The organism is Mesorhizobium erdmanii USDA 3471 (genome assembly GCF_000472705.1).
Taxonomy (GTDB): Bacteria; Pseudomonadota; Alphaproteobacteria; order Rhizobiales; family Rhizobiaceae; genus Mesorhizobium; species Mesorhizobium erdmanii.
Window position 1 is genome coordinate 191,198 of the sequence record NZ_AXAE01000005.1, and the last position, 26,666, is coordinate 217,863.

The window sequence follows — 26,666 nt, forward strand, 5'->3', positions numbered from 1 at the left end:
CGCGCCGGCAACTGCGCGCTATTTTGTTGCGGTGAACGGGACTCGATGAAGCTCAGAGATCTAGCCGGTATCCTGCCAGTCGAAGGAACAGCTTCCGCCGATCTGGAGGTTGCGGGTATTTCATCCGATTCCCGCCAGGTAAAACCTGGCGTCGTCTTTTTTGCGCTTGCCGGAACCAAGGCCGATGGCGCGGCATATGCCGCCGACGCCGCCAGGCGTGGCGCGCTTGCGATCGTGACAGGCAAGGGCAGTGCGGTTGGCGGGCTGCAGGTTCCGGTGCTGGCGGTCGATGATCCTCGCCTGGCGCTGGCGTTGAGTGCCGCCCGTTATTTCGGCAAGCAGCCGTCGACCATGGTCGCGGTCACCGGCACCAGCGGCAAGACCTCAGTCGCGGCCTTCACCAGGCAGATCTGGGAGCAGGTGGGTTATGCAGCGGCCTCCATCGGCACCACCGGCGTGGTCGCGCCAGGCCGTAACGAGTACGGCTCGCTGACCACGCCCGATCCGGTCGCCTTGCACCAGTTGCTGAGCGAACTGGCCGATGCCGGCGTGACCCACGCCTCGATGGAAGCTTCGAGCCACGGGCTCGACCAACGCCGGCTCGATGGCGTGAAACTCGCCGCCGGCGGCTTCACCAACCTTGGCCGCGACCACATGGACTACCATCCGACGGTCGAGGACTATCATCGCGCCAAACTGCGCCTGTTCGACACGCTGCTGCCGAAAGGCGCGCCGGCGGTCATTTTTGCGGACGATCCGTGGTCGGCGCCGACGATCCAGGCGGCGAAGGCAGCCGGGCTCAAGGTGCTGACGGTCGGACGGCATGGCGATTTCCTCACGCTGAAGCGGGTCGAGCACGAACGCCATCGCCAGCGCGCGGAAGTCGAGGCCGAGGGCGTGCTTTACGAAATCGACCTGCCTCTGGCCGGCGATTTCCAGATTTCGAATGCACTGGTTTCGGCGGGACTTGCTATTTCGACGGGAACACCCGTCGCCAAGGCCCTGATGGCATTGGAGAAACTGAAGGGCGCGCCGGGCAGGCTCGACCTCGTCGGCACCACCGCCGGCGGTGCTCCGGTCTATGTCGACTACGCCCACAAGCCGGACGCGCTGGAAAATGTGCTGGCCTCGGTACGGCCGTTCACCACCGGCCGTGTCATGGTCGTGTTCGGCTGCGGTGGCGACCGCGATCGGGGCAAAAGACCGATCATGGGCGAGATCGCGACCCGGCTTGCCGATGTCGTCATCGTCACCGACGACAATCCGCGCTCCGAAGCGCCGGAGACGATCCGCGCCGCCATCATGGCCGCGGCTCCCCGCGCCATCGAGATCGGCGACCGGCGCAAGGCGATCCATGAGGCTGTCGGCATGCTGCATGCCGGCGACACGCTGATCGTGGCCGGCAAGGGTCATGAGGAGGGCCAGACCATCGGCGCCGAGACCCTGCATTTTTCGGACCACGAGGAAGTTCGCGCCGCGCTCAGGGAGCGTGCCGCATGAGTTTGCTGTGGACCTCCGAGGCGCTGGTTGCCGCCATGGATGGGCGGCCGCTCGGCCCTATGCCCGAGGGCATATCCGGCATTTCGATCGACAGCCGCAGCCTGCAGCCGGGTGATGCCTTCTTCGCCATCAAGGGCGAGGCGATGGACGGCCACGACTTCGTCACCGCGGCCATCAAGGCAGGTGCCGGCGTGCTGGTCGTCGCCGAGGGCAAATTACCGTCGCTTGGCCGGCTGACGGCGCCGATCATCGTCGTCGAGGATGTGCTGGTGGCATTGGAAAAGCTGGGCGTCGCGGCACGGACGCGCTCCCAGGCGAAGATCATCGCGGTGACCGGTTCGGCCGGCAAGACCACCACCAAGGAAGCACTGCGCCACGTGCTGTCGGCGGTCGGCAAGGTGCATGCCTCGGCGCAGTCGTTCAACAACCATTGGGGCGTGCCGCTGACGCTGGCGCGCATGCCGGATGATTGCGATTATGCGGTGTTCGAGATCGGCATGAACCATCCCGACGAGATCCGGCCGCTGGTGAAGATGGTTAGGCCGCATGTCGCCATCGTCACCATGATCGCGGCCGCGCATCTCGGCTTCTTCCGCAATCTCGACGAGATCGCCAAGGCCAAGGCCGAGATTTTCGAAGGGCTGGAACCTGGAGGCGCTGCCGTCCTCAACCGCGACGATGCGCGTTTCAAGCTTCTCGACAAGATGGCGCATGCCGCCGGCGTCGAGCATGTCTACGGCTTTGGCGAGAATGCGCGCGCGACCTTCAAGCTCACCAAATGCGAATTGCATGCCGACCATTCCGATATCGCGGCGCGGATCGGCGGCCATGACATGATCGCCCGTATCGGCGCGCCCGGCCGGCACATGGTGCAGAACGTGCTGGCGGTGCTGGGCGCGGCGCAACTGGTGGGCGCCGATCTCGACAAGGTGGCATTGGCGCTGGTCGATCTCTCGGCCGAGCGCGGCCGCGGCAAACGCCATGTGCTGCGCCATCCCGGTGGCTCGACTTCAAGCCACCCCGGGCCGATCACGCTGATCGACGAGAGCTATAACGCCAATCCGGCTTCGATGGGCGCCGCCATGGCGCTGCTCAACGCGACGCCGGTGACGGGCGAGGGGCGCCGCATCGCGGTGCTTGGCGACATGCTCGAACTCGGCGACCATTCGGCCAAGCTGCATGCCGCCCTTGCCGATCTCATCGTCGGCACCGGCACGCGGACGGTTTTTCTCGGCGGTCCGGAAATGCGGGCACTGGCGGAAGCGCTGCCGGGCGATATCAAGACGGAATACCGCAGTGGCGCCGAGGAGCTGAAGCCGGTGCTGCTTGCCGCGCTGAAGCCGGGCGACGTGGTGATGATCAAATCGTCGAAGGGCATCGGTTTTGCAAAATTGGTCGATGCGCTGCTGGGCAAGTTCCCGGCTGAAACGACAACCAGCAAACTTACCTAGGTCAAGTCGGGGACGAGAGCGCATGTTTACACTGCTGGTCGATTTCGCGGACAAGATCTCGGTCTTCAATGTCTTCCGCTACATCACGTTCCGCACCGGCGGAGCGTTGATCACCTCGGCGCTGATCGTCTTCATCTTCGGGCCGACCATCATCAATTCCCTGCGGCTCAGGCAAGGCAAGGGCCAGCCGATCCGCGCCGACGGACCGCAGACGCATTTCAAGAAAGCCGGCACGCCGACCATGGGCGGGCTGATGATCCTGTCGGGCATCATCGGCTCGTCGCTTTTATGGGCGAACCTGTCGAGCATCTATGTCTGGGTGGTGCTGCTGGTGACTCTGGGCTTCGGTTCGATCGGCTTCTATGACGACTATCTGAAGGTGACCAAGCAGTCGCATCTCGGCTTCTCCGGCAAGGCGCGGCTGGCGCTCGAATTCGTGATCGCCGGCATCGCCGCGTGGGTGATCATGCACAACGGCCAGGCTCCGTTCTCGTCATCGCTGACATTCCCCTTCGCCAAGGAATTAATCATCAATCTCGGCTGGTTCTTCATTCCGTTCTCCTGCTTCGTCATCGTCGGCGCCGGCAACGCGGTGAACCTGACCGACGGCCTCGACGGGCTGGCGATCGTTCCGATCATGATCGCCGCCGCGTCGTTCGGCGTCATCGCCTACCTCTCGGGCAATGCGGTGTTCGCCGAATATCTGCAGATCCATTTCGTCCCCGGCACCGGTGAACTGGCCGTCGTGCTGGGTTCGGTCATCGGCGCCGGCCTCGGCTTCCTCTGGTTCAACGCCCCGCCGGCGGCGATCTTCATGGGCGACACCGGCTCGCTGGCCATGGGCGGCCTGATCGGCACTGTCGCGGTCGCCACCAAGCACGAGATCGTGCTGGTCATCGTCGGCGGCCTGTTCGTGGTCGAGATCTTCTCTGTCATCATCCAGGTCGGCTACTTCAAGATGACCGGCAAGCGCGTGTTCCTGATGGCGCCGATCCACCATCATTTCGAAAAGCTCGGCTGGACCGAAAGCCAGGTGGTGATCCGATTCTGGATCATCGCCGTCATCCTGGCGCTGGTCGGCCTATCGACCCTGAAGCTCAGATAGGAAACCTCCTTGATCCCCGCCGCATCCTTCGCAGGCAAGCACGTTTCGCTCTTCGGGCTCGGTGGCTCGGGGATCGCGACCGCGCGCGCATTGATCGAGGGCGGCGCTGAGGTGCTGGCTTGGGACGACAACCCCGATAGCGTCGCCAAGGCGGCCGCGACGGGCATAGCGACCGCCGATCTGCGCGGCGCCGACTGGGCGAAGTTTTCTGCCTTCGTGCTGTCGCCAGGCGTGCCGCTGACCCATCCCAAGCCGCACTGGACGGTGGAACTGGCGAAGGGCGCCGGTGTCGAGGTGATCGGCGACATCGAGCTTTTCTGCCGCGAGCGGATTTTGCAGGCGCCAACGGCGCCTTTCATCGCCATTACCGGCACCAACGGCAAGTCGACGACGACGGCGCTGACGGCGCATATCCTCAAATCGGCAGGCCGCGACACCCAGATGGGAGGCAATATCGGCCGTGCGGTGATGACGCTCGATCCGCCGAAGCCCGATCGCCATTATGTCGTCGAGTGCTCGTCCTACCAGATCGACCTCGCGCCCTCGATCGACCCGACGGCCGGCATCCTGCTCAACCTGACGCCGGACCATCTCGACCGCCACGGCACCATGCAGCACTACGCCTCGATCAAGGAGCGGCTGGTGGCGGGCAGCGACACGGCGATCATCGGCATCGACGATTCCTGGTGCGCGCAGATCGCCGAGCGGCTGGAACGGGCAGGGCGGCAGGTCATCCGCATTTCCAAGCGGCTGCCGCTGACTGACGGCTATTTCGCCGACGGCACCAATCTGATGGAAGCCGTGCACGGCCGTTACAGCAAGGTCGCCTTCCTCGAAGGCATCGGCTCTCTGCGTGGCCAGCACAATGCGCAGAACGCGCTTGCCGCTGTCGCCGCTTGCCTGAAAGTCGGGCTCGACCTCGGCGAGATCCAGACGGGGCTTGAAAGCTTCCCCGGCCTCGCCCACCGCATGGAGCAGGTCGGCCGCAAGGATCATGTGCTGTTCGTCAACGATTCCAAGGCGACCAATGCCGATGCGGCGGCACCGGCGCTGTCGAGCTTTCCGCGCATCTACTGGATCGCCGGCGGCCTGCCCAAGGAAGGCGGCATCGAACCCCTGCGCGGCTTCTTCCCGCGCATCGCCAAGGCCTATCTGATCGGCGAGGCGGCACCCGCCTTTTCGGCGACCCTGGGCGAAGCGGTGCCCTACGAGATATCGGGCACGCTGGCAGCCGCCGTCGAGCATGCGGCGCGGGACGCGGGTAGCGACGACAGCGGCGAGGTGGTGGTGCTGTTGTCGCCGGCCTGCGCCAGTTTCGACCAGTTCAAGAATTTCGAAGTTCGCGGCGAAGCCTTCAGGCAAGCTGCGAATGCTATCGAGGGTGTGAAACCCATCGGAGGGGCACGATAATGCAGAGCCGTCTCGATAAAAGTCCTGTCGCAACCTGGTGGTGGACGATCGATCGCTGGTTCCTGGCGGCGTTCCTGTCGCTGATGGGACTCGGCATCGTGCTGTCCTTCGCCGCCAGCCCGGCGGTGGCCGAGCGCATCGGCCTCGACAGTTTCCATTTCGCCACCAGGCAGATCATCTTCACCGTGCCGGCGCTCGGCGTGATGCTGGCCGTCTCGTTCCTCGATTCCCGGCAGATCCGGCGCATGTCGCTGATCATGCTGTGCCTGATGCTGGTGCTGATGGTGGCGGTGCTCTATGTCGGCGTCGAGGTGAAGGGCGCGCGGCGCTGGGTCTCGCTCGCCGGCCTGTCTATCCAGCCGTCGGAATTCCTGAAGCCGGCCTTCGTCATCATGTGCGCCTGGCTGTTCGCCGAGCACAAGCGCCAGCCCGACATTCCTGGCAATCTGTTCGCCATGCTGCTCCTGGTGCTTGTCGTGTCGCTGCTGGTGGCGCAGCCGGACCTCGGCCAGACCATGCTGACGACCGGCACCTGGGGCATCATGTTCTTCATGGCCGGGCTGCCCTGGCTGTGGATCATCGTGCTCGGCGCCGCCGGCGTCGGCGGCGTCTTTGCCGCCTACACGGTGTTTCCGCACGTCGCGTTGCGCATCGACAAGTTCCTCACCGGCGAAGGCGACACCTTCCAGGTCGACATGGGGCGCGACGCACTGATCAATGGCGGCTGGTTCGGCGTCGGACCGGGCGAGGGCACCGTCAAACGGGTCATCCCCGATAGCCACGCCGACTTCGTCTTTTCGGTCGCGGGCGAGGAATTCGGGCTGATCATGTGCTTCTTCATCATGTCGATCTTCGCCTTCATCGTGCTGCGCGGCCTCAACACGGCGCTCAAGGAACATGACGATTTCACCCGCTATGCCGTTGGCGGCCTCGTCACCGTGTTCGGCTTGCAGGCCGTCATCAACATGTGCGTCAACCTGCAGCTGGTGCCGGCCAAGGGCATGACGCTGCCCTTCATCTCCTATGGCGGCTCCTCGCAGATCGCCATCGCCATTTCGATGGGCATGGTGCTGGCGCTGACGCGCAAGCGGCCGGAAAAGCGCAAGCAGATGGGCTTCGCCCTGCCGCAGCGCGCCATGCCGGCGGAGTGACATGGCGAGGGGTGTCATCCTTCTCGCGGCGGGCGGAACCGGCGGACATCTGTTTCCGGCCGAGGCGCTGGCGCATGAGCTGATCGAGCGCGGCTGGACGGTGCAACTGGCGACCGACGACCGCGCCGAGCGGTTTGCCGGCCATTTTCCGGCTGTCGCCATTCATCCGATCCAGTCGGCGACGATGGGCTCGAAAAATCCCATCGCCGTGCTTGGCGCCTTCTGGAAAATCTGGCGCGGCGTGCGCCAGGCCTCCGCCATCATCGGCAGGATCAAGCCGGACGCGGTTGTCGGCTTTGGCGGCTACCCGACCCTGCCGCCGCTCTATGCGGCGACGCGGCGCAAGGTGCCGACGCTGATCCATGAGCAGAACGCTGTGATGGGGCGCGCCAACCGGGCGCTGGCCGGCCGCGTGGATGCCATCGCCGGCGGCTTCCTGCCGCAGGATACGAGTGCCGCCGGCGCCAAGACGGTGACGACAGGCAATCCGGTCAGGCCCGCGGTGCTCGAGGCGGCCAAGACGCCTTACGCCGTGTCGACGGGGCAGGAGCCTTTCCGCCTGCTGGTGTTCGGCGGCAGCCAGGGCGCACAGTTCTTTTCCGATGCCATGCCGGGCGCCATCGCGCTGCTTTCCGATGCGCAGCGCCGGCGCCTGGTGATCACCCAGCAGGCGCGCGCCGACGACGTGGCGCGGGTGAAGGCAGCCTATGCCGCCCTTGGCGTCGCCGTCGAGATCTCGCCCTTCTTCACCGACATGGCGGCGCGGATGGCGGCGGCGCATCTGGTGATCTCGCGCTCCGGCGCCTCGACCGTCTCGGAGATCGCCGTCATCGGCAGGCCCGCGCTGCTGGTGCCCTATCCCTATGCGCTCGACCATGACCAAGCAGCCAACGCGGCGGCGCTTGCCGCCGCCGGCGGCGGCGAAGTGCACCCGCAATCCTCGTTGTCGCCCGAGAGCATCGCGGCTCTCCTTGGTGGGCTGATGGACAATCCCGAGCGGCTGGCGGCGATGGCCGCCGGCGCGAAGTCGGCCGGCAGGCCGGACGCGGCACGGTTGCTCGCCGATCTCACAGAGGCTATTGCGTCCCGCAAAACGATATCGGATTTCAGGAAGGGGACGCACGCATGAAGATGCCGCAGACCATCGGCCTTGTGCATTTCATCGGGATTGGCGGCATCGGCATGAGCGGCATCGCCGAAGTGCTGCACAATCTCGGTTACAAGGTGCAAGGGTCGGACCAGGCCGACAGCGCCAATGTCCAGCGGCTGCGCGACAAGGGCATCGAATGCTTCGTCGGCCACAGGGCCGAGAATCTCGGCGATGCCGAGGTGGTGGTCGTTTCGACGGCGATCAAGAAATCCAACCCGGAACTGAAGGCCGCGCGCGAAAAATTGCTGCCCATCGTGCGCCGCGCCGAGATGCTGGCCGAGCTGATGCGCTTCCGCCAGTCGGTGGCGATCGGCGGTACGCACGGCAAGACGACGACGACCTCGATGGTCGCGACGCTGCTCGAAGCGGGCGGGCTCGACCCGACCGTCATCAATGGCGGCATCATCAATGCCTATGGCACCAATGCCCGCATGGGCGACGGCGAATGGATGGTGGTCGAAGCCGACGAGAGCGACGGCACCTTCCTCAAGCTGCCGGCCGATATCGCCGTCGTCACCAACATCGATCCCGAGCATCTCGATCACTATGGCAGCTTCGACAAGGTGCGCGAGGCGTTCCGCCAGTTCGTCGAGAACGTGCCGTTCTACGGTTTCGGCGTCATGTGCACCGACCATCCGGAAGTGCAGGCGCTGGTCAGCCGTATCGAGGACCGCCGCGTCATCACCTATGGCGAAAACGCGCAGGCCGATGTGCGCTTTACCAACCACCGCATGGCCGGTGCCATTTCGGAATTCGACGTGGTGATCCGCGACCGCAAGACCGGCAGCCAGAAGACGATAGCGGACCTGCGGCTGCCGATGCCCGGCCGCCACAATGTCTCCAACGCCACCGCCGCCATCGCCGTCGCGCATGAGCTCGGCCTATCGGGAGAAGCCATCAAGAAGGGCCTGTCGTCTTTCGCCGGCGTCAAGCGCCGTTTCACCCAGACCGGTTCATGGAACGGCGTCGATGTTTTCGACGATTACGGCCATCATCCGGTCGAGATTTCGGCGGTGCTGAAGGCGGCGCGCAGCGCCACCAAGGGCCGCGTCATCGCCATTGCGCAGCCGCATCGTTTTACCCGTCTGCACGATCTGTTCAACGAGTTCTCCGCCTGCTTCAACGACGCCGATACCGTCATGGTGGCGCCGGTCTACGCGGCCGGCGAAGATCCGATCGACGGTGTCACCTCGGATGAGCTGGTTTCGCGCATCCGCGCCGGTGGCCATCGCGACGCGCGTTACATAGAGGGGCCGGCCGCTATCGCGCCAATCGTCCGTGATCTGGCCAAGCCCGGCGATTTCGTCGTCTTCCTCGGCGCCGGCAACATCACCCAATGGGCCTATGCCTTGCCCAAGGAGCTTGCCGCCTCATGATGCACGGCCAGGCCCTGATCGACAAACTCGGCGACCGGCTTGCCGGCCTGCGCGGCCGCCTGACGCCGAATGCCGAGATGGACAAGATCACCTGGTTCCGCGCCGGTGGCCTGGCCGAGGCGCTGTTCCAGCCGGCGGACGAGGAAGATCTTGCCGCGTTCCTGCGCGCGGTTCCCGAAGAGATCCCGCTGACCATTGTCGGCGTCGGCTCGAACCTTCTGGTCCGCGACGGCGGTATTCCAGGCTTCGTCGTCAGGCTTTCGGCCAAGGGTTTCGGCGAGGCTGAGATTGTGTCGCCGATAAGGATCAAGGCAGGGGCCGCCACGCCCGACAAGCGCGTGGCTGCCGCCGCCTATGAGGCAGGCATTGGCGGCTTCCATTTCTATCACGGCATTCCCGGTGCCATCGGTGGCGCGCTGAGGATGAACGCCGGCGCCAATGGCGTCGAGACGCGCGAGCGCGTTGTCGAGGTGCGCGCTCTCGACCGCAAGGGCAATGTCCATACCTTGCTCAACGCTGACATGGGCTACGCCTATCGCCATTCGTCCGCCCCTGCCGGCCTGATCTTTACCTCGGCGGTGTTCGAAGGCTTTGCCGAGGACAAGGCCACCATCAAGGCGGCGATGGACGCAGTGCAGAACCACCGCGAGACGGTGCAGCCGATCCGCGAGAAGACCGGCGGCTCGACCTTCAAGAATCCCGAAGGCACGTCGGCCTGGAAGGAGATCGACAAGGCGGGGTGCCGTGGCCTGATGATCGGTGGCGCGCAGATGTCGCCGATGCACTGCAATTTCATGATCAACACCGGCACCGCGACCGGCTACGACCTTGAGTATCTCGGCGAGACGGTGCGCGCCCGCGTGCTCGAACATTCGGGCATCAGGCTGCACTGGGAGATCAAGCGCATAGGCAATTTCCGGCCTGGGCATGCCGTGCAGGAGTTTTTGGGGCAGCTCCTCTAGTTCATGTGATGGATGAACTTCAACGGGCTCACGAAACGCGCGAAACCGTTGCCGCAAAGACTCAGCCGTGCGGTTTTCGCAGCCATTTTCTCAGAAAGTGAATCTCTCGGAATCATAAATACTTGCCAGTGAATCAACTCTCTGATTCTCTGCACTTAAAGCGTTTCCTGATTTGAGTCGTTCGACGCGTTACCCGCGTTTTCCGTCTGGGGGGGCAACCTGCCGGGAGACTCGGACTCAATGTTGCGGAAATCTGGTTTCTGGTCCGCCATGAGAGGGGATGACGGGGAATGAAAAGTAAGCATGTGGCCGTCCTGTTGGGAGGTTTTTCGTCCGAGCGGCCCGTGTCCCTGTCCTCTGGAAAGGCCTGCGCCGATGCGCTGGAGAAGGAAGGCTATCAAGTCACCCGCGTCGATGTCGGGCGCGATGTCGGCTCCGTGCTTGCCGAACTCAGGCCTGATGTCGCTTTCAATGCGCTGCACGGCCCGTTCGGCGAAGACGGTACCATCCAGGGCATCCTCGAATATCTCGGCATTCCCTACACGCATTCTGGCGTGCTCGCCTCGGCCCTCGCCATGAACAAGGAGCAGGCGAAGAGGGTCGTCAAATCGGTCGGCGTTCCTGTCGCCGAATCGAAGGTCGCCAATCGCTTCGCCATTCAGAACAAGCACCCGATGAAGCCGCCCTACGTGATCAAGCCGGTCAATGAGGGGTCGAGCTTCGGCGTCGTCATCGTGTCGGAGGGGCAGTCGCATCCGCCGCAGGTCGTCGGTTCGTCCGAGTGGAAATATGGCGATACCGTCATGGTCGAGCGTTACATCCACGGGCGCGAGCTGACCTGTGCCGTCATGGGCGATGTGGCGCTCGGCGTCTGCGAGATCATCCCGACGGGCCATTCCTTCTACGATTACGATTCAAAATATGTCGCGGGCGGATCAAAACACGAATGCCCCGCAAAAGTTTCACCGAATATTTACCAAAAAATACAGACACTGGCGCTCAAGGCTCACCAAGCTGTCGGCTGTCGGGGCGTTTCCCGGTCGGACTTCCGTTATGACGATCGTCACTCCGAAAATGGCGAGGTTGTATGGCTCGAGGTCAACACTCAGCCGGGCATGACGCCGACGTCTTTGGTGCCTGAAATCGCAGCCCATGCCGGGCATTCGTTTGGTGAATTGTTGAGTTGGATGGTGGAGGACGCTTCGTGTCTGCGTTGAAATGGGGGCAGGGCAAGGGGAAGGGCGCGGCAGGGCCGTCGCTGTTCGGCTTGTCGCTGCCATCAGGCCATTTCGTGCTGCCGCGCGTGCTTCGCCGCCCGGTTCGCATCCTGGCGCGCCTTGGCTATGGTGACTTCGAGGCGCCGCGCTTCTCCGCCGCGATCATGTCGGCCGTGCTGCTTGCTTCGAGCGGTGTCTACGGTTCCTATCTCGGCGGCCATGCCGACGGCATCATCCAGAGCATCACCGCCCGCACCGGCTTTGCCGTCGATCAGGTCAAGGTGGTCGGCAACCGCCAGACCTCCGAGATCGACATTCTCGACAGGCTCGAACTCGACGGCTGGACTTCGCTGATCGGCTTCGACGCGGAAGCGGCGCGCGAGCGCATCTCCGGCCTGCCGTGGGTCGAGATGGCGGCGGTGCGCAAGGTCTATCCGCACACGCTGGAAGTGCGCGTCGAGGAACGTGAGGCCTTCGCGCTGTGGCAGCAGGGCAATGATCTTTCGGTCATCGAGAAGGATGGCGCTGTCATCGCGCCGTTCTCCGGCGGCAAGCAGGTGCTGTTGCCGCTGCTGATCGGCGACGGCGCGCCGGCCAAGGCGCCGGATTTCCTCGCCAAGATCGAAAAGTATCCTGCTCTGGCGAGCCGGGTCAAAGGCTATATCCGCGTTGGCGATCGGCGCTGGGACCTGAAGCTGGACAATGGCATCACCGTCAAGCTGCCCGAGGGCGCGGAAGACCAGGCGCTGGCCGAACTCGTCACGATGGACAAGGAAAAAGGGTTGCTGTCGCGCGACATCGCCGCTGTCGACATGCGCCTGACCGACCGGCTGGTCGTGGAGCTGACGCCCGAAGCGGCGACGCAGCGCGAAGCCGCGCTCAACGAAAAACCGAAAACCCTCAAGCGCAAGCCGGAGACGAAGATATGAGCTGGCTTGGCGGTTCAGGCGATGCCTCGTCGCGCCGGTCCGGCACTCTCACGGTGCTGGATGTCGGCTCGAACAAGGTCTGCTGCATGGTGGCCAAGCTCAAGCCGAACGATGACGGCAAGCTTTTGCGCGGCCGCTCGCACCGCATCCAGGTGATCGGCATCGGCCATCAGAAGTCGCAAGGCGTGAAGTCGGGCGTGGTCGTCGATCTCGACCGCGCCGAGCATGCCATCCGCCTGTCCGTCGACGCCGCCGAGCGCATGGCGGGGCTGACGGTCGATTCGCTGATCGTCAACATGACCGCCGGCCGGCTGAAGAGCGAAAGCTTCTCGGCAACCATCAATCTTGGCGGCCACGAGGCCGACGAGGCCGACATCAAGCGCGTGCTTGGCGCGGGCGCCAAGCAGGCGCTGAAAGCCGAGCGAGAGGTAATCCATTCGCTGCCCGTCGGCTTCTCGCTCGATGCCGAACGCGGCGTGCGCGATCCGCGCGGCATGGTCGGCGATGCGCTCGGTGTCGACATGCATGTGCTGACGGGCGACGCCGCCCCGATGCGCAACCTGGAGCTTTCCATCAATCGCTCGCATCTGTCGGTCGAGCGCATGGTGGCGACGCCCTATGCCAGCGGGCTGGCGGCTCTGGTCGACGACGAGTTGGAACTGGGCGCGGCCTGTATCGACATGGGCGGCGGCACGACGACCATTTCGGTGTTTTCGGAAGGCAAGTTCGTTCATGGCGACGCCATCGCCATTGGCGGCAATCATGTCACGCTCGACATGGCCAAAGGGCTTTCGACCTCGCTCGATGCCGCCGAACGGCTCAAGGTCATGCATGGTTCGGCGCTGCCGGGCAGTGCCGACGACCGCGACCTGGTTTCGATCCAGCCGATCGGTGACGATGGCGACGTGCCACTGCAGATCCCGCGCTCGGTGATGACGCGCATCGTGCGTGCCCGCATCGACGAGACGCTCGAACTCCTGCGCGACCGGCTGAACAAGTCCGGCTACGGCAATGCGGTCGGCAAGCGCGTCGTGCTCACCGGCGGCGCCAGCCAGCTGGCCGGCCTGCCGGAGGCGGCGCGCCGCATCCTGGGGCGCAATGTGCGCATCGGCCGCCCGCTCGGCGTGGCCGGCCTGCCCGAAGCCGCGAAGGGACCGGCCTTCTCGGCCGCTGTCGGGCTTCTGATCTATCCGCAGATGGCGAGCTTCGAGAGCCATCCGGCGAAAGGCATTTCCGGTCTCAAGATGACCGGAACGGGTGGAAAACTGCATCGCATGAGTCAGTGGTTGAGAGACAGTTTCTAATTGACGGGGACAGCCCCATAGGCGGCCGCGGCGGCGAAGCGGCGTGAAAGGCAAAGGACGGAGACAATGACCATCAATCTGCAAAAGCCGGACATCACCGAGCTTAAGCCGCGCATCACCGTGTTCGGTGTCGGCGGCGGCGGCGGCAATGCCGTGAACAACATGATCACCGCCGGTCTGCGCGGTGTCGAGTTCGTCGTGGCGAACACCGACGCGCAGGCGCTGACCATGTCGAAGGCCGACCGGCTGATCCAGCTTGGCGCGCATGTCACCGAAGGCCTCGGCGCCGGCTCGCAGCCGGAAGTCGGCCGCGCGGCGGCGGAAGAGTGCATCGACGAGATCCTCGACCATCTCACCAATACCCATATGTGCTTCGTCACCGCCGGCATGGGCGGCGGCACCGGAACCGGTGCTGCTCCCGTGGTGGCCCGCGCCGCGCGCGAAAAGGGCATCCTCACCGTCGGCGTCGTCACCAAGCCGTTCCATTTCGAAGGCCAGCGCCGCATGAAGACGGCCGACATGGGCATCGAGGAACTGCAGAAATGCGTCGACACCCTGATCGTCATCCCCAACCAGAACTTGTTCCGGCTGGCCAATGACAAGACCACCTTCGCCGACGCCTTCGCCATGGCCGACCAGGTGCTCTATTCCGGTGTTGCCTGCATCACCGACCTGATGGTCAAGGAAGGCCTGATCAACCTCGACTTCGCCGACGTGCGTTCGGTGATGCGCGAGATGGGCAAGGCGATGATGGGCACCGGCGAAGCTTCGGGCGAGGGCCGTGCGATGGCCGCCGCCGAGGCTGCGATCGCCAACCCACTGCTCGACGAGACCTCGATGAAGGGCGCCAAGGGCCTGCTGATCTCGATCACCGGCGGCCGCGACCTCACCCTGTTCGAAGTCGACGAGGCGGCGACCCGCATCCGCGAGGAAGTCGACCAGGACGCCAACATCATCCTTGGCGCCACCTTCGACGAAGAACTCGAAGGCGTCATCCGGGTCTCGGTGGTTGCCACGGGTATCGACAAGTCGGCGGCCGACATCGCCGCCGCGCCGATCTCGATCCGTGCCGCGCCGCCGCAGCAGAAGCCGGCCGCCCGCCCGGCCATCGCCGCGGTGGAAAGCCGCCCGGCGCCGGTCCAGCAGCCTGTCTACGAGCCGCGTGCCGCCGACCCGGTCGCCGAGGCGATCCAGCTCGCCGAGGCAAATGCCGCGGCGATGGCGCAGGCCCGTCCGGCTCCGGTCGCCCATGCCGACGATTTCCGCCCGCAGAGCAAGATCTTCCAGGCGCCGCCGCAGCAGCCGATGCCGCAGCCGGTCGTCCAGCAGATGATGCAGCCGGCCCCGCAGCCGCGTGAAATGCTGCGCGAGGTCCAGCAGCCGGTGGCGATGGCGCCGCAGCGCATGCCGCGAGTCGAGGACTTTCCGCCGGTGGTGAAGGCGGAAGTCGACGCCAAGAGCCGCCCGGTGGACCACGAGAACAACAGCGGGCCGATGGGCCTCCTGAAGCGCCTGACCAATGGCCTGACCCGTCGCGAGGAGGAGCCTGCAAGGCTGCAGCCGGCACAGCCGCGCGAGCCCAAGCTGCGCCAGGCTGCCCCCGAAGTGCGCCGGCTCGCCAGCCAGGACGCCCAGCTCTACGCGCCGCGCCGCGGCCAGCTCGACGACCAGGGCCGCCTGACGCCGCAGACCAGGGCGACTCAGGATGACGATCAGCTGGAGATTCCGGCGTTCCTGCGCCGCCAAGCCAACTGAGCGGTTAACGGACCGTAACAATTGTTAACAGGCAGGCAAGGAATTGCTTGCCTGTTAACGTTTTAAATGGTGTAAAATCAGAAGGTTACAATGTCGAGCTCGCTCCGGCTCGCGGTTACAAAGGGTAAGAAACCGTGATTTGGAGTCTCCCTGCCAGGACACTATCTTCGCTGCCTACCATGGTCGGTGCGCCGGGATTTCGGGGGAAGTGCCCCTGCCTGCCGATTTAACAAGAGCCGCGCCCTCGGGCTGGAGAAGCGGACCTAGGCATTTCGGGCTTATGGGGATTGTCTTGCACGACCATCAGACGACAGTGAAGACGCGCGCGTCGCTTACGGGCACCGGCGTTCACAGTGGCAAAGAAGTTTCCATCAGTTTCCTGCCCGCGGATGCCGATACCGGTATCGTGTTCCAGCTCCTCAATGAGGAAGGGCCGGGCCGCGAGTTCCGTGCCCTGTTTTCCGAAATCGGCGCCACCGATTTGTGCACCATGCTTGGCGATCCCGCAGGCGAGCATATCGCCACGGTCGAGCACATCATGGCCGCCCTGTTCGGGCTCGGCATCGACAATGTTCTCATCGAGATCGACGGCCACGAGGTGCCGATTCTCGACGGCAGCGCCATGGCCTTCGTGGAAGCCATCGACCACGCGGGAATCGAGACGTTGCCGGTCAAGCGGCGCTATATCAGGGTCGTCAAGCCGGTCCGCATCGAGAACGGCGCTTCCTGGGCGGAGTTCAGGCCTTATGACGGCACCCGCTTCGAGGTCGAGATCGATTTCGAAAGCCCGGCCATCGGCCGTCAGCTCTTCGCCTCTGATATCAATGCCGACATTTTCCGCCGCGACATCGCGCGGGCCCGTACCTTCGGTTTCATGAAGGATGTCGAGCGGCTGTGGGCCGCCGGCTATGCACTGGGATCCTCGCTCGAAAACTCGCTGGTGATCGGCGACGACAACCGGGTCATCAATATGGGCGGCTTGCGTTATCCCAATGAATTCGTGCGCCACAAGACGCTCGACGCCATGGGCGACCTGGCGCTGGCCGGTGCCCGCTTCATCGGCTGTTTCCGTTCCTATCGCGGCGGCCACAGGCTGAACGCGGCGGCGCTGCGGCGCCTGCTGTCGGACCGCACGGCCTTCGAGATCGTCGAGACGACACGCCGCGAGCGTGGCCGTGCGGCGGAGATGAGCGCCGTCAATGCGCCGCTCTACGCTCCTTGGATGATCTGATTCTCTTCATTTTTCTCTGATAGGATGGCCGTGCGGGTGTTGCATGAATGCATCATCGGCCAGCGAAATGGCGTGGACGAGCAAGCCGCGCTTCGCCGCCACAAAAATGCGCGATTGCCCGGAGATAGCGTTGCCGGGCAAGGCGGTTATGGTTTATGGCTGCTGCCGTCGATTAGTGCATGTCGCTCAAAAGTGGGGACCAGTTTTGGGACAACTGCATGCAAGAGGCATTAAAATAACGCCGAAAGGGCGCAATCCAATCATGTTCTTCACGCGAGTCGGTCAATCGAAAGCGCCACAGCGGTCTGTTCTCCTGGGGCTTTCGCTGGTTGTTCCATCGCTCTTTCTGTCGGCCTGCATGTCGTCGCCGGAAAAAGACATCAACCTGTCGACCTATGTCGACCAGACCGAACCGGCCGATGTCCTCTACAATCAGGGCCTCGCCAACATGAATGCGGGACGCCTCGATGAGGCGAGCAAGAAGTTCGACGCCGTCGACCGCCAGCATCCCTATTCGGAATGGGCCCGCAAATCGATGGTGATGGGCGCCTTCGCTGACTATCGGAAGGGCAGCTACGACGACGCGATCTCTTCGGCCAAACGCTATCTAGCGCTTTATCCGTCCACTGAGGACGCGCCCTATGCACAGTACATCATCGGCCTGAGCTACTATCGCCAGATCAAGGATGTGACGCAGGATCAGAAGGAAGCGCGTCAGACCCTGCAGACGATGCAGGATCTGGTCACCCGCTGGCCGACGTCGGAATATGTCGACGACGCCAAGGAGAAGATCCGCTTCGCCAACGACCAGCTCGCCGGCAAGGAAATGCAGATCGGCCGCTATTATCTGGAGCGCCGCGAGTATATCGCCGCCGTCAAGCGCTTCCGCACCGTGGTCGAAAGCTATTCCAACACACGTCACGTCGAGGAAGCATTGGCCCGCCTGACTGAAAGTTATTACGCGCTGGGGCTGACGTCCGAGGCCCAGACGGCCGCCGCGGTGCTCGGCACCAACTACCCCGACAGCCCGTGGTACAAGGATTCCTATAAGCTGTTGCAGAGCAACGGCCTGGCGCCGCGCGAGAATGCCGGCTCGTGGATATCCAAGGCCGGGAAGCTGATCACCGGCGCCTGACATCCAAAGCGCGTCGCAGCGACGCGCTTTTTCGGATTGATCCGATGCTGAAACAAAAAGATAGTGCGGCGCTGCGACTCTGATTGGTCGCATGCCGCTTCCAAAGCGGTTCAGCGATTTGATTGAAGCGCTGAACCGTCCTGTCTCGTTGTTGACGCAATTCCGGTGGGAAACCGCTACGCACTTTTCCTGGAATTGCCTGAGGTCCGGGTTCTGATGCTTTCCAGACTGTCGATCCGCGATATCGTCCTGATCGAGAAGCTGGATATCGACTTCCAGCCGGGCCTTTCCGTGCTGACCGGCGAAACCGGCGCCGGCAAATCCATCCTTCTCGATGCCCTGTCGCTGGCACTCGGCGCGCGTGGCGACGCCTCGCTGGTGCGCCATGGCGCGCTACAAGGCCAGGTCATCGCCGTGTTCGATGTGCCGCGCAACCATCCGGTGCGCGCCCTGCTTGCCGAAAACGCCATCGAGGATGACGGCGACGTCATCCTGCGCCGCGTGCAGACGGCGGACGGCCGCACCCGCGTGTTCGTCAACGACCAGCCATCCAGCGTGACCCTGATGCGCGATGTCGGCCGTGCGCTGGTCGAGATTCACGGCCAGCATGACGAGCGCGCCTTGGTCGATCCCGGCGCTCACCGTGATGTGCTCGACGCTTTCGGCGGCCATCTCGGCGCCGTTCGCTCGACCGGCGAGGCCTGGCGGCACTGGCGCGCCGGTGAGCAGGAGCTTACGCGCCACCGCGCCAAGGTGGCGGCCGCAGCGCGCGAGGCGGACTATCTGCGCGCCGCGGTGGCGGAACTGACCAAGCTCGATCCGCAGCCCGGCGAGGAAACGGAACTGGCAGAACTGCGCGCCCATATGATGCGCGCCGAAAAGATCGCTTCCGAAATCCATGATGCGCAGGATGTGCTGTCCGGCCCATCCTCGCCCTTGCCGCAACTCGCCAGCCTGTTGAGGCGGTTGCAGCGCAAGGCGACGGAGGCGCCCGGTCTGCTCGAGGACGTCGTCAAATCGCTGGATGAAGCGATGCTGTCGCTCGACGCGGCGCAATCGGGCGTCGAGGCTGCCCTTCGCGCGACCGAGTATGATCCACAGCGGCTGGAGAAGGCGGAAGAGCGGCTGTTTTCGCTGCGCGCGGCGTCACGCAAGCACAGCGTCGCCGTCGACGACCTGGCGCAACTGCGTGACACGATGGTTGCCGATCTCGCCGATCTCGATGCCGGCGAGGAACGCCTGCATGGACTGGAAAAGCAGGCGGCCGCGGCACGCGAGGCCTATGACATCGCGGCAGTGCAGCTTTCCTCGCTTCGCCACGCCGCGGCAGTCGGCCTGACCAAGGCCGTGATGGCCGAACTGCCGGCGTTGAAGCTCGAGCGCGCGGCTTTCATCGTCGAGATGAAGAGCGAGGCCGAGACGCGCATGGAAGAGGGCATCGACCAGATCGAGTTCTGGGTGCGCACCAACCCCGGCACACGGCCGGGGCCGATGATGAAGGTGGCCTCCGGCGGCGAGCTGTCGCGCTTCCTGCTGGCGCTCAAAGTGGCGCTGGCCGATCGCGGCTCGGCGCCGACGCTGGTCTTTGACGAAATCGACACCGGTGTGGGCGGCGCAGTGGCCGACGCGATCGGGCAGCGGCTGGCGCGGCTGTCGAAGCGCGTGCAGGTGCTGTCTGTCACCCATGCGCCGCAGGTGGCGGCGCGCGCGGCGACGCATTTCCTGATCTCCAAATCGGGCAGCACCGACCGCGTGGCGACCGGCATCGCCGAGATGGACAGGACGGCCCGGCAAGAGGAGATCGCCCGCATGCTGGCCGGCGCCACCATCACCGATGAGGCACGTGCCGCCGCCGAGCGGCTGCTGCGTGAAAATACAAGCGCGGCGTAAGACATACTGCGTCATGAGGCGAGTCAGGATATGGCTCCATCCTGCTGTTCAGGAATGATCTTTCCCGAAAACCGGTTCTCTCTTTTCGGGATCATGCTCTATTGTGACGCGCCACCGTTCGGGGGAGAAAAGCATGGCCGAAAAACCTGTCGATTCGCTCAGCGAAAGCGAGGCTGAAGCCGAGCTCCGGCGGCTGGCCGAAGAGATCGCCATGCACGATGTGCGCTATCACGCCGAAGACGCGCCCACGATCACGGACGCGGAATATGACGCGCTGCGGCAGCGCAACCTCGCCATCGAGGCGCGCTTTCCCGACTTGGTGCGCGACGATTCGCCGTCGCGCAGGGTGGGTGCCGCGCCCGCGGAAGGTTTCGCCAAGGTGCGCCATGCCGTGCCGATGCTCAGCCTCGCCAAGGCCTATACCGACGAGGACGTCGCTGATTTCATCGAGCGCGGCCGGCGCTTCTTCGATCGCGACAAGGACCTCGACATCGCTTTCACCGCCGAGCCGAAGATCGACGGACTGTCGGCTTCGCTGCGCTATGAGAATGGCGTGTTCGTGCAGGGCGCAACGCGCGGCGACGGCACTGTGGGCGAAGACATCACCGCCAATCTCCGGACCATCGCCGACATCCCCGCCAGGCTGAAAGGCTCTGGCTGGCCTGATGTTATCGAGATACGCGGCGAGGTCTACATGACCTATGCCGAGTTCGAGGCGTTGAAGGCGCGCTCGGCGGCGGCCGGCGGCCAGGATTACGTCAATCCACGCAACACGGCGGCCGGCTCGCTGCGCCAGAAGGATGCCTCCGTCACCGCCGCTCGCAACCTCAAATTCTTCGCCTATGCCTGGGGCTTCACGACAGCGGATCCGGCGCCAACCCAGTACGATGCCGTGCAGAAATTCGCCGACTGGGGCTTCAAGGTCAGTCCTTTGATGGTGCGGGCGAAGTCGGTCGAGGACCTTATCGCGCATTACCATCTGATCGAGGAGCAACGCTCCTCGCTCGGCTATGACATAGATGGCGTCGTCTACAAGGTCGACCAACTGGAACTGCAGCGCCGATGGGGCTTTGTTACCGGCGAGCCGCGCTGGGCCGTTGCGCATAAATTCCCGGCCGAACAGGCAATGACATCAGTTCAGAAGATCGACATCCAGGTCGGACGCACCGGTACGCTGGCGCCGGTCGCGCGGCTTGCACCCGTCACCGTCGGCGGTGTCGTGGTCGAGAATGTCACGCTGCACAATGAGGACTACATCAAGGGTTTCGACAGCAACGGCCAGCCGATCCGCGACGGCATCGACGTTCGCATCGGCGACACGGTGGTGATCCAGCGGGCAGGGGATGTCATTCCGCAGATCGTCAGCGTCGTCATCGACAAGCGCCCGGCCGATGCCGTGCCTTACGAATTCCCGCATATTTGTCCTGTCTGCGGCTCGCCCGCGACGCGGGAGATCAACGAGAAGACCGGCAAGGAGGACTCGCGCCGGCGCTGCACCGGCGAGCTGATCTGCGCCGCACAGGCCGTGGAAAGATTGCGCCATTTCGTTTCGCGCGGAGCGCTGGATATAGAGGGCCTGGGTGCCGAAAACATCGACACATTCTTCAATGCCGGGCTGATCAAGACGGCCGCCGATATTTTCACGCTTCGGGATCGTCGCCCGGCCGTCACCAAGGCACTTGCCGAGCGGCGCGAGGAGCAGGCCAGGCAGCGCGAGGCGGTGTCCGGCAAGACGCGCAAGAATGTGCGCAGTGTCGAGGACCGCAACTATGAAGGCCTGGACAAGCTGTTTGCGGCCATCGATTCGCGCCGCGAGCCGGAACTCGACCGCTTCATCTTCGCGCTCGGCATCCGCCATATCGGAGAGACGACGGCCGCCGTGCTCGCCAAGACCTTCTCGACCATCGAAGAGCTGATCCGCGTCGGCAAGGAGACCGCGGCGGCGGCGGATCCGCACACCGTCTTTCCGTCGGTCAACGGCATTGGCGACACGGTGATCGGTGCTTTGCGCGATTTCTTCGGCAATGAGCGCAATGACGACGTGCTCGACAAGCTGCTCGAGCAGGTCAAGCCGAAGCCGTATGTCGTCACCGTTTCGGCCGACAGCGAGGTCGCCGGCAAGACCATCGTCTTCACCGGCACGCTGGAGAAGATGACGCGATCGGAAGCCAAGGCGATGGCCGAGCGTCTCGGCGCCAAGGTGGCCGGCTCGGTTTCGGCCAAGACCGACCTCTTGGTGGCGGGGCCGGGTGCCGGCTCCAAGCTCAAGCTTGCCAGCGAACTCGGCGTCGAAGTCATCGACGAGGACACCTGGCTGCAGCGGGTCGGCAAGTCGTGACGGACGGCGCGTTCAAAGGGTTCGGGCCAAAGGCCATTCCATTCCTGAAGGCACTCGATTTCCACCAGAGCCGCGAGTGGTTCCTGGAAAATCGCGATCTGTTCGAACAGGAGTTGCGCGATCCCCTGGGCGATCTGGTCGACACGCTGACGCAGCGTTTCGCGGATGCCGGGCTTGGCTTGCGCGGTGACCGCAAGAAATCACTGTTCCGCATCAATCGCGACGTGCGCTTTGCCAAGGACAAGCGCCCCTACAACCGGCATGTCTCGGCGATCCTGTCGCCTGATGGCAGCAAGGCCGTGCAGGGCGTCTTCTACATTCACATCGGGCTCGAGGGCTGCTTTGCCGGCGTCGCCTGGTGGCAGCCGGAGGCAGCGCTGCTACTGGCGATGCGGCGCGCCATCGAGACGTGGCCCGACAGGTTTCGCGCCATGGTGAAGGCGTTGAAGAAGAACGGCCTCGAACTCGATGCCGAAGGCGCCATGAAACGCACGCCACGCGGCTTCGAGCACGTTACGGACAAAGACCTCGTCGGCGCCATCCGCAGCCGGCATTTCGCCGTCCGCCACGCCATCGATCCGGCTGGGATCCATAAGGTTGCGCTTGTCGATGAGCTCGTTGATTTCACCCTTCGCGCCAAGCCGCTGCTCGACTGGGGCAGGGCGATCGAGGGCAACGTGCCGGAGTGTTAAATTTCCGGCACTTGGGATGCGATGGCTACATTCGCATCAACAGTCCGCCGTCGACGGCAAGCTCGATGCCGGTGATATAGCTCGCCGCGTCCGAGAGCAGGAACAGCGCGGCATTGGCCATGTCCTGCGGCGTGCCGATGCGGCCGAGCGGGGTGTAGTCGGCCACCGCGGCGCGCTTCTCCTCGGTGTCCCAGCGCGCCTGGAGCGGCGTCAGCGCCATGCCGGGGCAGATCGCATTCGAGCGGATGCGTTCGCCGGCAAGTTGCATGGCCAGCGACTTCGAGAGTGCGCAGACGCCCGCTTTCGACGCCTGATAGGCATCCTGCGGCTTCAGGTCGCCGCGATACCACTGGATGGTCGAGAAATGCACCATGGCGCCGCCACGGCCGCCGGCGCGCATCTGGGGAACAACCGCGCGCGCCGTATGCACGAAGGACTTCAGGTTGATGTTGAAGACCTGGTCCCAGACATCGAGGTCCATCTCAAGAGCCGATTTGTCGCGGCCGAACCAGAGCACCCCTGCGACATTGGCGAGGTAGTCTATGCCGCCGCGTTCGCGGCCGGCGCCGCCGATGGTCCGCTCGACGAAAGCGGCGTCGGTAAGGTCGCCCTGGGCGAAGGTAAGCCTGTCGTCATAGGAGGCAAGCGAGGCCGGGCGGGGCTTGATGTCGATGGCGGTGACCGAGGCACCGGCATCGAGCAGCGCCAGCGTGATCGCTTCGCCCATGCCGCCGCCCGCTCCGGTGACGACCGCATGCCTGCCGGTGAAATCATAAGCGATCATCTGAGCCCCGTCCGCAAATTCGCGATGACAGGACAATAGGGGCGCAGACGGCGCAAAGGCAACGTTGTTGAGCAGTATCTATGCACGATATCGCGCGCATGCTGGCGACGATCATTTCCGCTGATCATTTGGCTCAAGCGAATTCGTGTGACAAGGCGGGCCGCACTTCCTAAATCGGCGGTTTCCATCAGGAGCGGCCTATGGCGACGGACGTGATCTCACAGAGCGGCGGCAAAAGCGACTTCTGGCAGGGCGTGCGGCTCTCCATGCCGGTGGTGGTGGCGTCGGCGCCGTTCGCGGTGCTGTTCGGGGCGCTTGCCGTCGATCAGGGCTTCTCGGTACTCGAAGCATTCCTGATGAGCGCACTGGTGTACGGCGGCGCCAGCCAGATGGTCGGCATCCAGCTGTTCGGCCAGCATGTTGCGCCGTGGCTGATCGTGCTGTCGATCTTCGCCGTCAATTTCCGCCATGTGCTCTACTCCGCCGGCATCGGCCGGCGCATCGCGCACTGGCCGATCGTGCAGCAGGCGCTTGGCTATTTCATCCTTACCGATCCGCAATTCGCGGTGGCCGAAGCGCGGGCGCAATCGGGCCAAACGGTCGGCTTCGCCTGGTATCTGGGGCTTGGCCTGCCAGTCTATTTGTTCTGGATTGTCGAGAGCGGGCTCGGCGCTCTCTTCGGCAAGCTCATTCCCGACACGCATGCGCTGGGCATCGATTTCCTGCTGCCGATCTACTTTCTCGGCCTCGTGATGGGCTTCCGAAAGCGGCCGCTGTGGCTGCCAGTGGTCGTGGCCAGTGGCTGCGCCTCGATCATCGCCTACAAGACGGTGGGTTCTCCCTGGCATGTTTCGATCGGCGCTATTGCCGGCGTGCTGCTTGCCGTCATCCTGCCGCCGCACCATAGCGGAGTGGAAGAGCGGCCATGAGCACGACATTCTGGATCATCATCGCCGGCGCCATCGCCACGTACCTCACGCGCATCGGCGGACATCTGGTCATCTCCCGCTTCGACAACATCCATCCGCGTGTCGAGGCCGGCCTCAACGCCGTGCCGGCGGCGGTGTTGACGACGCTGGTGGCGCCGGAACTGTTGAATGCCGGACCGGCGGAATGGCTAGCACTTGTCGTCACCGCCGTGGTTTCGCTGCGCGGCGGACTGATGGCGATGTTTCTGGCCGGCGCGGCGGCGCTGATCGTAGCGCGGCAGTTCGTGGGGTAGGGCATCTCGATATTCAGGTGATGACGGCCTGCAAACGGCTTCCTGCGCTTCCCAGTTCTACTGCGTCGCAGTAGAACTGTGCTCACGTACCCAAAAGTACGCTCCGCTCCGGTTCTCGGAAACCACCATTTTCGGCTCGTCCTGACCTGAATCTCGACACGCCCTGCGTCTCGGAAACTCTAAATCTTCGCGTCGTGCGGCAGTGGCGCTGTCGCCTTTTCCAGCCAGGCCAGCGTTTCGCCGTCGAGCATTGGTCCGATCTCGGCCAGCACGCGGGCGTGGTAGGCGTCGAGCCAGTGCAACTCTTCGCGCGTCAACAGGTCCGACCGCACCAGCCTGATGTCGATCGGCGCCAGCGTCAGCGTCTCGAAGCCATGCATGGCGATGTCGCCGCCCTCAATCTGTTCGGCCGGCGTCACCAGGATGAGGTTTTCGATGCGGATGCCGTAAGACCCTTCCTTGTAGTAGCCGGGTTCGTTGGACAGCATCATGCCTTCGAGCAGCTTTTCGGTACCGGTGCGGGCAATGCGTTGCGGGCCTTCATGCACGGCCAGATACGAGCCGACGCCATGGCCGGTGCCATGGGCGAAGTCGCAGCCATGCTTCCACAGCGCCATGCGGGCGACGGCGTCGATCTCCGAGCCGCGTGTGCCGGCGGGGAAGCGCAGTGTCGAAATGCCGATCATGCCCTTCAGAACCAGCGTGAAGCGCTCGCGCATCTCCTGCGTCGGCTCGCCGATCGGCACGGTGCGGGTGATGTCGGTGGTGCCGTCCTGGTACTGCGCGCCGGAATCGAGCAGGAACAGCTCGCCGGCATTGAGCTTGCGGCTGGTGGCGCGCGACACGCGGTAATGCATGATGGCGCCGTTCGGGCCGGCGCCGGAAATGGTGTCGAAGGAGACATCGCGCAGCGGCATCTGGGTTTCCTCGCCGGTCTGTCGGCGGCTTTCTTCCAACCTGGTGACGACCGCTATCTCGTCAAGCGAGCCGGGTTTTTGCCGCTCCAGCCAGCACAAAAGCTTCGCCACCGCGGCACCGTCGCGGCGATGCGCTGCGCGCGAGCCGTTGATCTCGGCCTGGTTCTTGGTGGCGCGCGGGATGCGGGCGGGGTCGGGGGCTGCGATCACCGTGCCGCCATTGTCCTCCACCAGCATGCGCAGCCTGTCGGCGGCCAGCATCGGGTCGAGCGCGATCTTGGCGCCGCCCCTGGCAAGCGCGGCGATCGCTGCCTCGAATTCGCCGGGCTCGTGCGGATCGGCAAGCTGCGTGAGATAGGCCGCGACCTGGCGCGAGAATTTCTTGCTGTCCATGAACAACTGATGCGAGCCGTCGGCGGCGAGAATGGCGAAGCCGAGCGCCAGCGGCGTATGCGGCACGTCACCGCCACGGATGTTGAAGGCCCAGGCGATGGAGGAGGGGTCGGTCAGCACCGCATGGGTCGCGCCGTCCTTGCCGATCACTGTTGCCAGCCGCGCCAGCTTGTCCCTGGCGAGTTCGCCGGCAAAACCGATCGGATGCAGCTCGACCGGGGTCACCGGCGCGGCGGGCTGATCCTTCCAGATGATGTCGATCGGGTTTTTCTCGAGCGGCACCAGCACGGCGCCGGTCTTGTCGGCCGCGGCCTGCAGCGCCTTGACCTCGCCGATCGTGTGCAGCCAGGGGTCGAAGCCCAGCCGCGCGCCTTTGCCCAGATGATCCTTGAGCCAGACCGCGGGCGGGTTGTCGACCAGGCTTTCGACCGAAAAGATGTCGAGATCGACCTCACTGCGCACCTGCAGCGTGTAGCGCCCGTCGACAAAGATGAAGGCGCGGTCCCGCAGCACGATGGCGACACCGGCAGAACCGCTGAAGCCGGTCAGCCATTTAAGCCGTGCCGAACGATCGGCGACATATTCGCCCTGATGCTCGTCGGCCCGCGGAACGATGAAGCCGTCGAGGCCATTAGCGGCCAGCCATTGGCGCAGCAGCGCCACGCGCGGCTTTCCGACCGAAGGGTCGCCCGCGGAATCGAAGGTCTGGAACATGATGGGCCTCCCTTGCACTGGCTCAACCGTAGCTCACGGC

At 64.4% G+C, this 26,666-nt stretch carries 21 protein-coding genes; 19 read left to right on the plus strand and 2 right to left on the minus strand.

What is annotated here, in order from left to right:
* Nucleotides 1-45 precede the first annotated feature (45 nt).
* The 17 genes from A3AU_RS0100905 (at nucleotide 46) to A3AU_RS0100985 (ending at nucleotide 22,596) form a co-directional block, all read left to right on the plus strand.
* A complete protein-coding gene (locus A3AU_RS0100905; protein ID WP_027051099.1) occupies nucleotides 46-1,500 on the plus strand; it encodes a UDP-N-acetylmuramoyl-L-alanyl-D-glutamate--2,6-diaminopimelate ligase in 1,455 nt (484 codons plus the stop codon).
* Nucleotides 1,497-2,951 carry a UDP-N-acetylmuramoylalanyl-D-glutamyl-2,6-diaminopimelate--D-alanyl-D-alanine ligase gene (locus A3AU_RS0100910; RefSeq protein WP_027051100.1) on the plus strand — a complete coding sequence of 485 codons (1,455 nt, stop codon included), beginning with the start codon at nucleotides 1,497-1,499 and terminating at the stop codon, nucleotides 2,949-2,951. Before A3AU_RS0100905 ends, A3AU_RS0100910 begins: the two co-directional genes overlap by 4 nt.
* Before the next feature lie 22 nt (nucleotides 2,952-2,973).
* Nucleotides 2,974-4,056, plus strand: coding sequence for a phospho-N-acetylmuramoyl-pentapeptide-transferase (mraY, locus tag A3AU_RS0100915; protein ID WP_027051101.1), 1,083 nt, complete (start codon nucleotides 2,974-2,976; stop codon nucleotides 4,054-4,056).
* A 9-nt stretch (nucleotides 4,057-4,065) separates the two neighbouring features.
* Nucleotides 4,066-5,466: a UDP-N-acetylmuramoyl-L-alanine--D-glutamate ligase gene (gene murD / locus A3AU_RS0100920; RefSeq protein WP_027051102.1), complete on the plus strand. Its 1,401-nt coding sequence runs from the start codon at nucleotides 4,066-4,068 to the stop codon at nucleotides 5,464-5,466.
* The gene (ftsW, locus tag A3AU_RS0100925) at nucleotides 5,466-6,617 is read left to right on the plus strand and encodes a putative lipid II flippase FtsW (RefSeq protein WP_027051103.1); all 1,152 of its coding nucleotides are present in this window, start codon (nucleotides 5,466-5,468) and stop codon (nucleotides 6,615-6,617) included. The genes murD and ftsW overlap by 1 nt, the downstream gene beginning before the upstream one ends.
* 1 nt (nucleotide 6,618) lies before the next feature.
* Nucleotides 6,619-7,746: an undecaprenyldiphospho-muramoylpentapeptide beta-N-acetylglucosaminyltransferase gene (gene murG / locus A3AU_RS0100930; RefSeq protein ID WP_027051104.1), complete on the plus strand. Its 1,128-nt coding sequence runs from the start codon at nucleotides 6,619-6,621 to the stop codon at nucleotides 7,744-7,746.
* A complete protein-coding gene (murC, locus tag A3AU_RS0100935; protein ID WP_027051105.1) occupies nucleotides 7,743-9,143 on the plus strand; it encodes a UDP-N-acetylmuramate--L-alanine ligase in 1,401 nt (466 codons plus the stop codon). Before murG ends, murC begins: the two co-directional genes overlap by 4 nt.
* Nucleotides 9,140-10,105, plus strand: a complete 966-nt coding sequence (gene murB / locus A3AU_RS0100940) for a UDP-N-acetylmuramate dehydrogenase (protein WP_027051106.1) — start codon at nucleotides 9,140-9,142, stop codon at nucleotides 10,103-10,105. Before murC ends, murB begins: the two co-directional genes overlap by 4 nt.
* Before the next feature lie 290 nt (nucleotides 10,106-10,395).
* A complete protein-coding gene (locus A3AU_RS0100945) occupies nucleotides 10,396-11,322 on the plus strand; it encodes a D-alanine--D-alanine ligase (protein ID WP_027051107.1) in 927 nt (308 codons plus the stop codon).
* Nucleotides 11,310-12,251 (plus strand): cell division protein FtsQ/DivIB, encoded by a 942-nt coding sequence (locus A3AU_RS0100950; RefSeq protein WP_027051108.1) that lies wholly within the window; start codon nucleotides 11,310-11,312, stop codon nucleotides 12,249-12,251. The genes A3AU_RS0100945 and A3AU_RS0100950 overlap by 13 nt, the downstream gene beginning before the upstream one ends.
* Nucleotides 12,248-13,555 (plus strand): cell division protein FtsA, encoded by a 1,308-nt coding sequence (ftsA, locus tag A3AU_RS0100955; RefSeq protein ID WP_027051109.1) that lies wholly within the window; start codon nucleotides 12,248-12,250, stop codon nucleotides 13,553-13,555. Before A3AU_RS0100950 ends, ftsA begins: the two co-directional genes overlap by 4 nt.
* A gap of 66 nt (nucleotides 13,556-13,621) precedes the next feature.
* Nucleotides 13,622-15,310, plus strand: coding sequence for a cell division protein FtsZ (ftsZ, locus tag A3AU_RS0100960; protein WP_027051110.1), 1,689 nt, complete (start codon nucleotides 13,622-13,624; stop codon nucleotides 15,308-15,310).
* A gap of 280 nt (nucleotides 15,311-15,590) precedes the next feature.
* On the plus strand, nucleotides 15,591-16,541 hold the full coding sequence (gene lpxC / locus A3AU_RS0100965) for a UDP-3-O-acyl-N-acetylglucosamine deacetylase (protein WP_027051111.1): 951 nt from the start codon (nucleotides 15,591-15,593) through the stop codon (nucleotides 16,539-16,541).
* A gap of 262 nt (nucleotides 16,542-16,803) precedes the next feature.
* Nucleotides 16,804-17,676, plus strand: a complete 873-nt coding sequence (locus A3AU_RS0100970; RefSeq protein ID WP_027051112.1) for an outer membrane protein assembly factor BamD — start codon at nucleotides 16,804-16,806, stop codon at nucleotides 17,674-17,676.
* 216 nt (nucleotides 17,677-17,892) lie between these two features.
* Nucleotides 17,893-19,566, plus strand: coding sequence for a DNA repair protein RecN (recN, locus tag A3AU_RS0100975; protein ID WP_027051113.1), 1,674 nt, complete (start codon nucleotides 17,893-17,895; stop codon nucleotides 19,564-19,566).
* A gap of 133 nt (nucleotides 19,567-19,699) precedes the next feature.
* Nucleotides 19,700-21,904 carry an NAD-dependent DNA ligase LigA gene (gene ligA / locus A3AU_RS0100980; protein WP_027051114.1) on the plus strand — a complete coding sequence of 735 codons (2,205 nt, stop codon included), beginning with the start codon at nucleotides 19,700-19,702 and terminating at the stop codon, nucleotides 21,902-21,904.
* Nucleotides 21,901-22,596 (plus strand): DUF2461 domain-containing protein, encoded by a 696-nt coding sequence (locus A3AU_RS0100985; protein WP_027051115.1) that lies wholly within the window; start codon nucleotides 21,901-21,903, stop codon nucleotides 22,594-22,596. Before ligA ends, A3AU_RS0100985 begins: the two co-directional genes overlap by 4 nt.
* A 25-nt stretch (nucleotides 22,597-22,621) precedes the next feature.
* Here A3AU_RS0100985 and A3AU_RS0100990 read toward each other — a convergent pair whose 3' ends face one another.
* Nucleotides 22,622-23,380: an SDR family NAD(P)-dependent oxidoreductase gene (locus A3AU_RS0100990; protein ID WP_027051116.1), complete on the minus strand. Its 759-nt coding sequence runs from the start codon at nucleotides 23,378-23,380 to the stop codon at nucleotides 22,622-22,624.
* Nucleotides 23,381-23,580: 200 nt separating this feature from the next.
* On the opposite strand from A3AU_RS0100990, the gene A3AU_RS0100995 reads away from it, so the two are divergent.
* Entirely contained in the window at nucleotides 23,581-24,309 is a 729-nt protein-coding gene (locus tag A3AU_RS0100995) for an AzlC family ABC transporter permease (protein WP_027051117.1), read from the plus strand.
* Nucleotides 24,306-24,602 carry an AzlD family protein gene (locus A3AU_RS0101000; RefSeq protein WP_027051118.1) on the plus strand — a complete coding sequence of 99 codons (297 nt, stop codon included), beginning with the start codon at nucleotides 24,306-24,308 and terminating at the stop codon, nucleotides 24,600-24,602. The genes A3AU_RS0100995 and A3AU_RS0101000 overlap by 4 nt, the downstream gene beginning before the upstream one ends.
* A 179-nt stretch (nucleotides 24,603-24,781) precedes the next feature.
* Here the strand turns inward: A3AU_RS0101000 and A3AU_RS0101005 are convergent, their stop codons facing one another.
* Nucleotides 24,782-26,626: an aminopeptidase P family protein gene (locus A3AU_RS0101005; protein WP_032916658.1), complete on the minus strand. Its 1,845-nt coding sequence runs from the start codon at nucleotides 26,624-26,626 to the stop codon at nucleotides 24,782-24,784.
* Between the last annotated feature and the right edge of the window lie 40 nt (nucleotides 26,627-26,666).

Excerpts from the sequence above, each read along its gene's own strand:
- A3AU_RS0100995 (WP_027051117.1), top strand. The coding sequence starts at position 23,581 with ATGGCGACGGACGTGATCTCACAGAGCGGCGGCAAAAGCGACTTCTGG.
- murB (WP_027051106.1), top strand. The coding sequence starts at position 9,140 with ATGATGCACGGCCAGGCCCTGATCGACAAACTCGGCGACCGGCTTGCC.
- ftsA (WP_027051109.1), top strand. The coding sequence starts at position 12,248 with ATGAGCTGGCTTGGCGGTTCAGGCGATGCCTCGTCGCGCCGGTCCGGC.
- lpxC (WP_027051111.1), top strand. The coding sequence starts at position 15,591 with ATGGGGATTGTCTTGCACGACCATCAGACGACAGTGAAGACGCGCGCG.
- A3AU_RS0100905 (WP_027051099.1), top strand. The coding sequence starts at position 46 with ATGAAGCTCAGAGATCTAGCCGGTATCCTGCCAGTCGAAGGAACAGCT.
- A3AU_RS0100910 (WP_027051100.1), top strand. The coding sequence starts at position 1,497 with ATGAGTTTGCTGTGGACCTCCGAGGCGCTGGTTGCCGCCATGGATGGG.
- A3AU_RS0100970 (WP_027051112.1), top strand. The coding sequence starts at position 16,804 with ATGTTCTTCACGCGAGTCGGTCAATCGAAAGCGCCACAGCGGTCTGTT.
- ligA (WP_027051114.1), top strand. The coding sequence starts at position 19,700 with ATGGCCGAAAAACCTGTCGATTCGCTCAGCGAAAGCGAGGCTGAAGCC.
- murC (WP_027051105.1), top strand. The coding sequence starts at position 7,743 with ATGAAGATGCCGCAGACCATCGGCCTTGTGCATTTCATCGGGATTGGC.
- A3AU_RS0100990 (WP_027051116.1), bottom strand. The coding sequence starts at position 23,380 with ATGATCGCTTATGATTTCACCGGCAGGCATGCGGTCGTCACCGGAGCG.
- A3AU_RS0101000 (WP_027051118.1), top strand. The coding sequence starts at position 24,306 with ATGAGCACGACATTCTGGATCATCATCGCCGGCGCCATCGCCACGTAC.
- mraY (WP_027051101.1), top strand. The coding sequence starts at position 2,974 with ATGTTTACACTGCTGGTCGATTTCGCGGACAAGATCTCGGTCTTCAAT.
- murG (WP_027051104.1), top strand. The coding sequence starts at position 6,619 with ATGGCGAGGGGTGTCATCCTTCTCGCGGCGGGCGGAACCGGCGGACAT.
- A3AU_RS0101005 (WP_032916658.1), bottom strand. The coding sequence starts at position 26,626 with ATGTTCCAGACCTTCGATTCCGCGGGCGACCCTTCGGTCGGAAAGCCG.
- ftsZ (WP_027051110.1), top strand. The coding sequence starts at position 13,622 with ATGACCATCAATCTGCAAAAGCCGGACATCACCGAGCTTAAGCCGCGC.
- A3AU_RS0100945 (WP_027051107.1), top strand. The coding sequence starts at position 10,396 with ATGAAAAGTAAGCATGTGGCCGTCCTGTTGGGAGGTTTTTCGTCCGAG.
- recN (WP_027051113.1), top strand. The coding sequence starts at position 17,893 with ATGCTTTCCAGACTGTCGATCCGCGATATCGTCCTGATCGAGAAGCTG.
- ftsW (WP_027051103.1), top strand. The coding sequence starts at position 5,466 with ATGCAGAGCCGTCTCGATAAAAGTCCTGTCGCAACCTGGTGGTGGACG.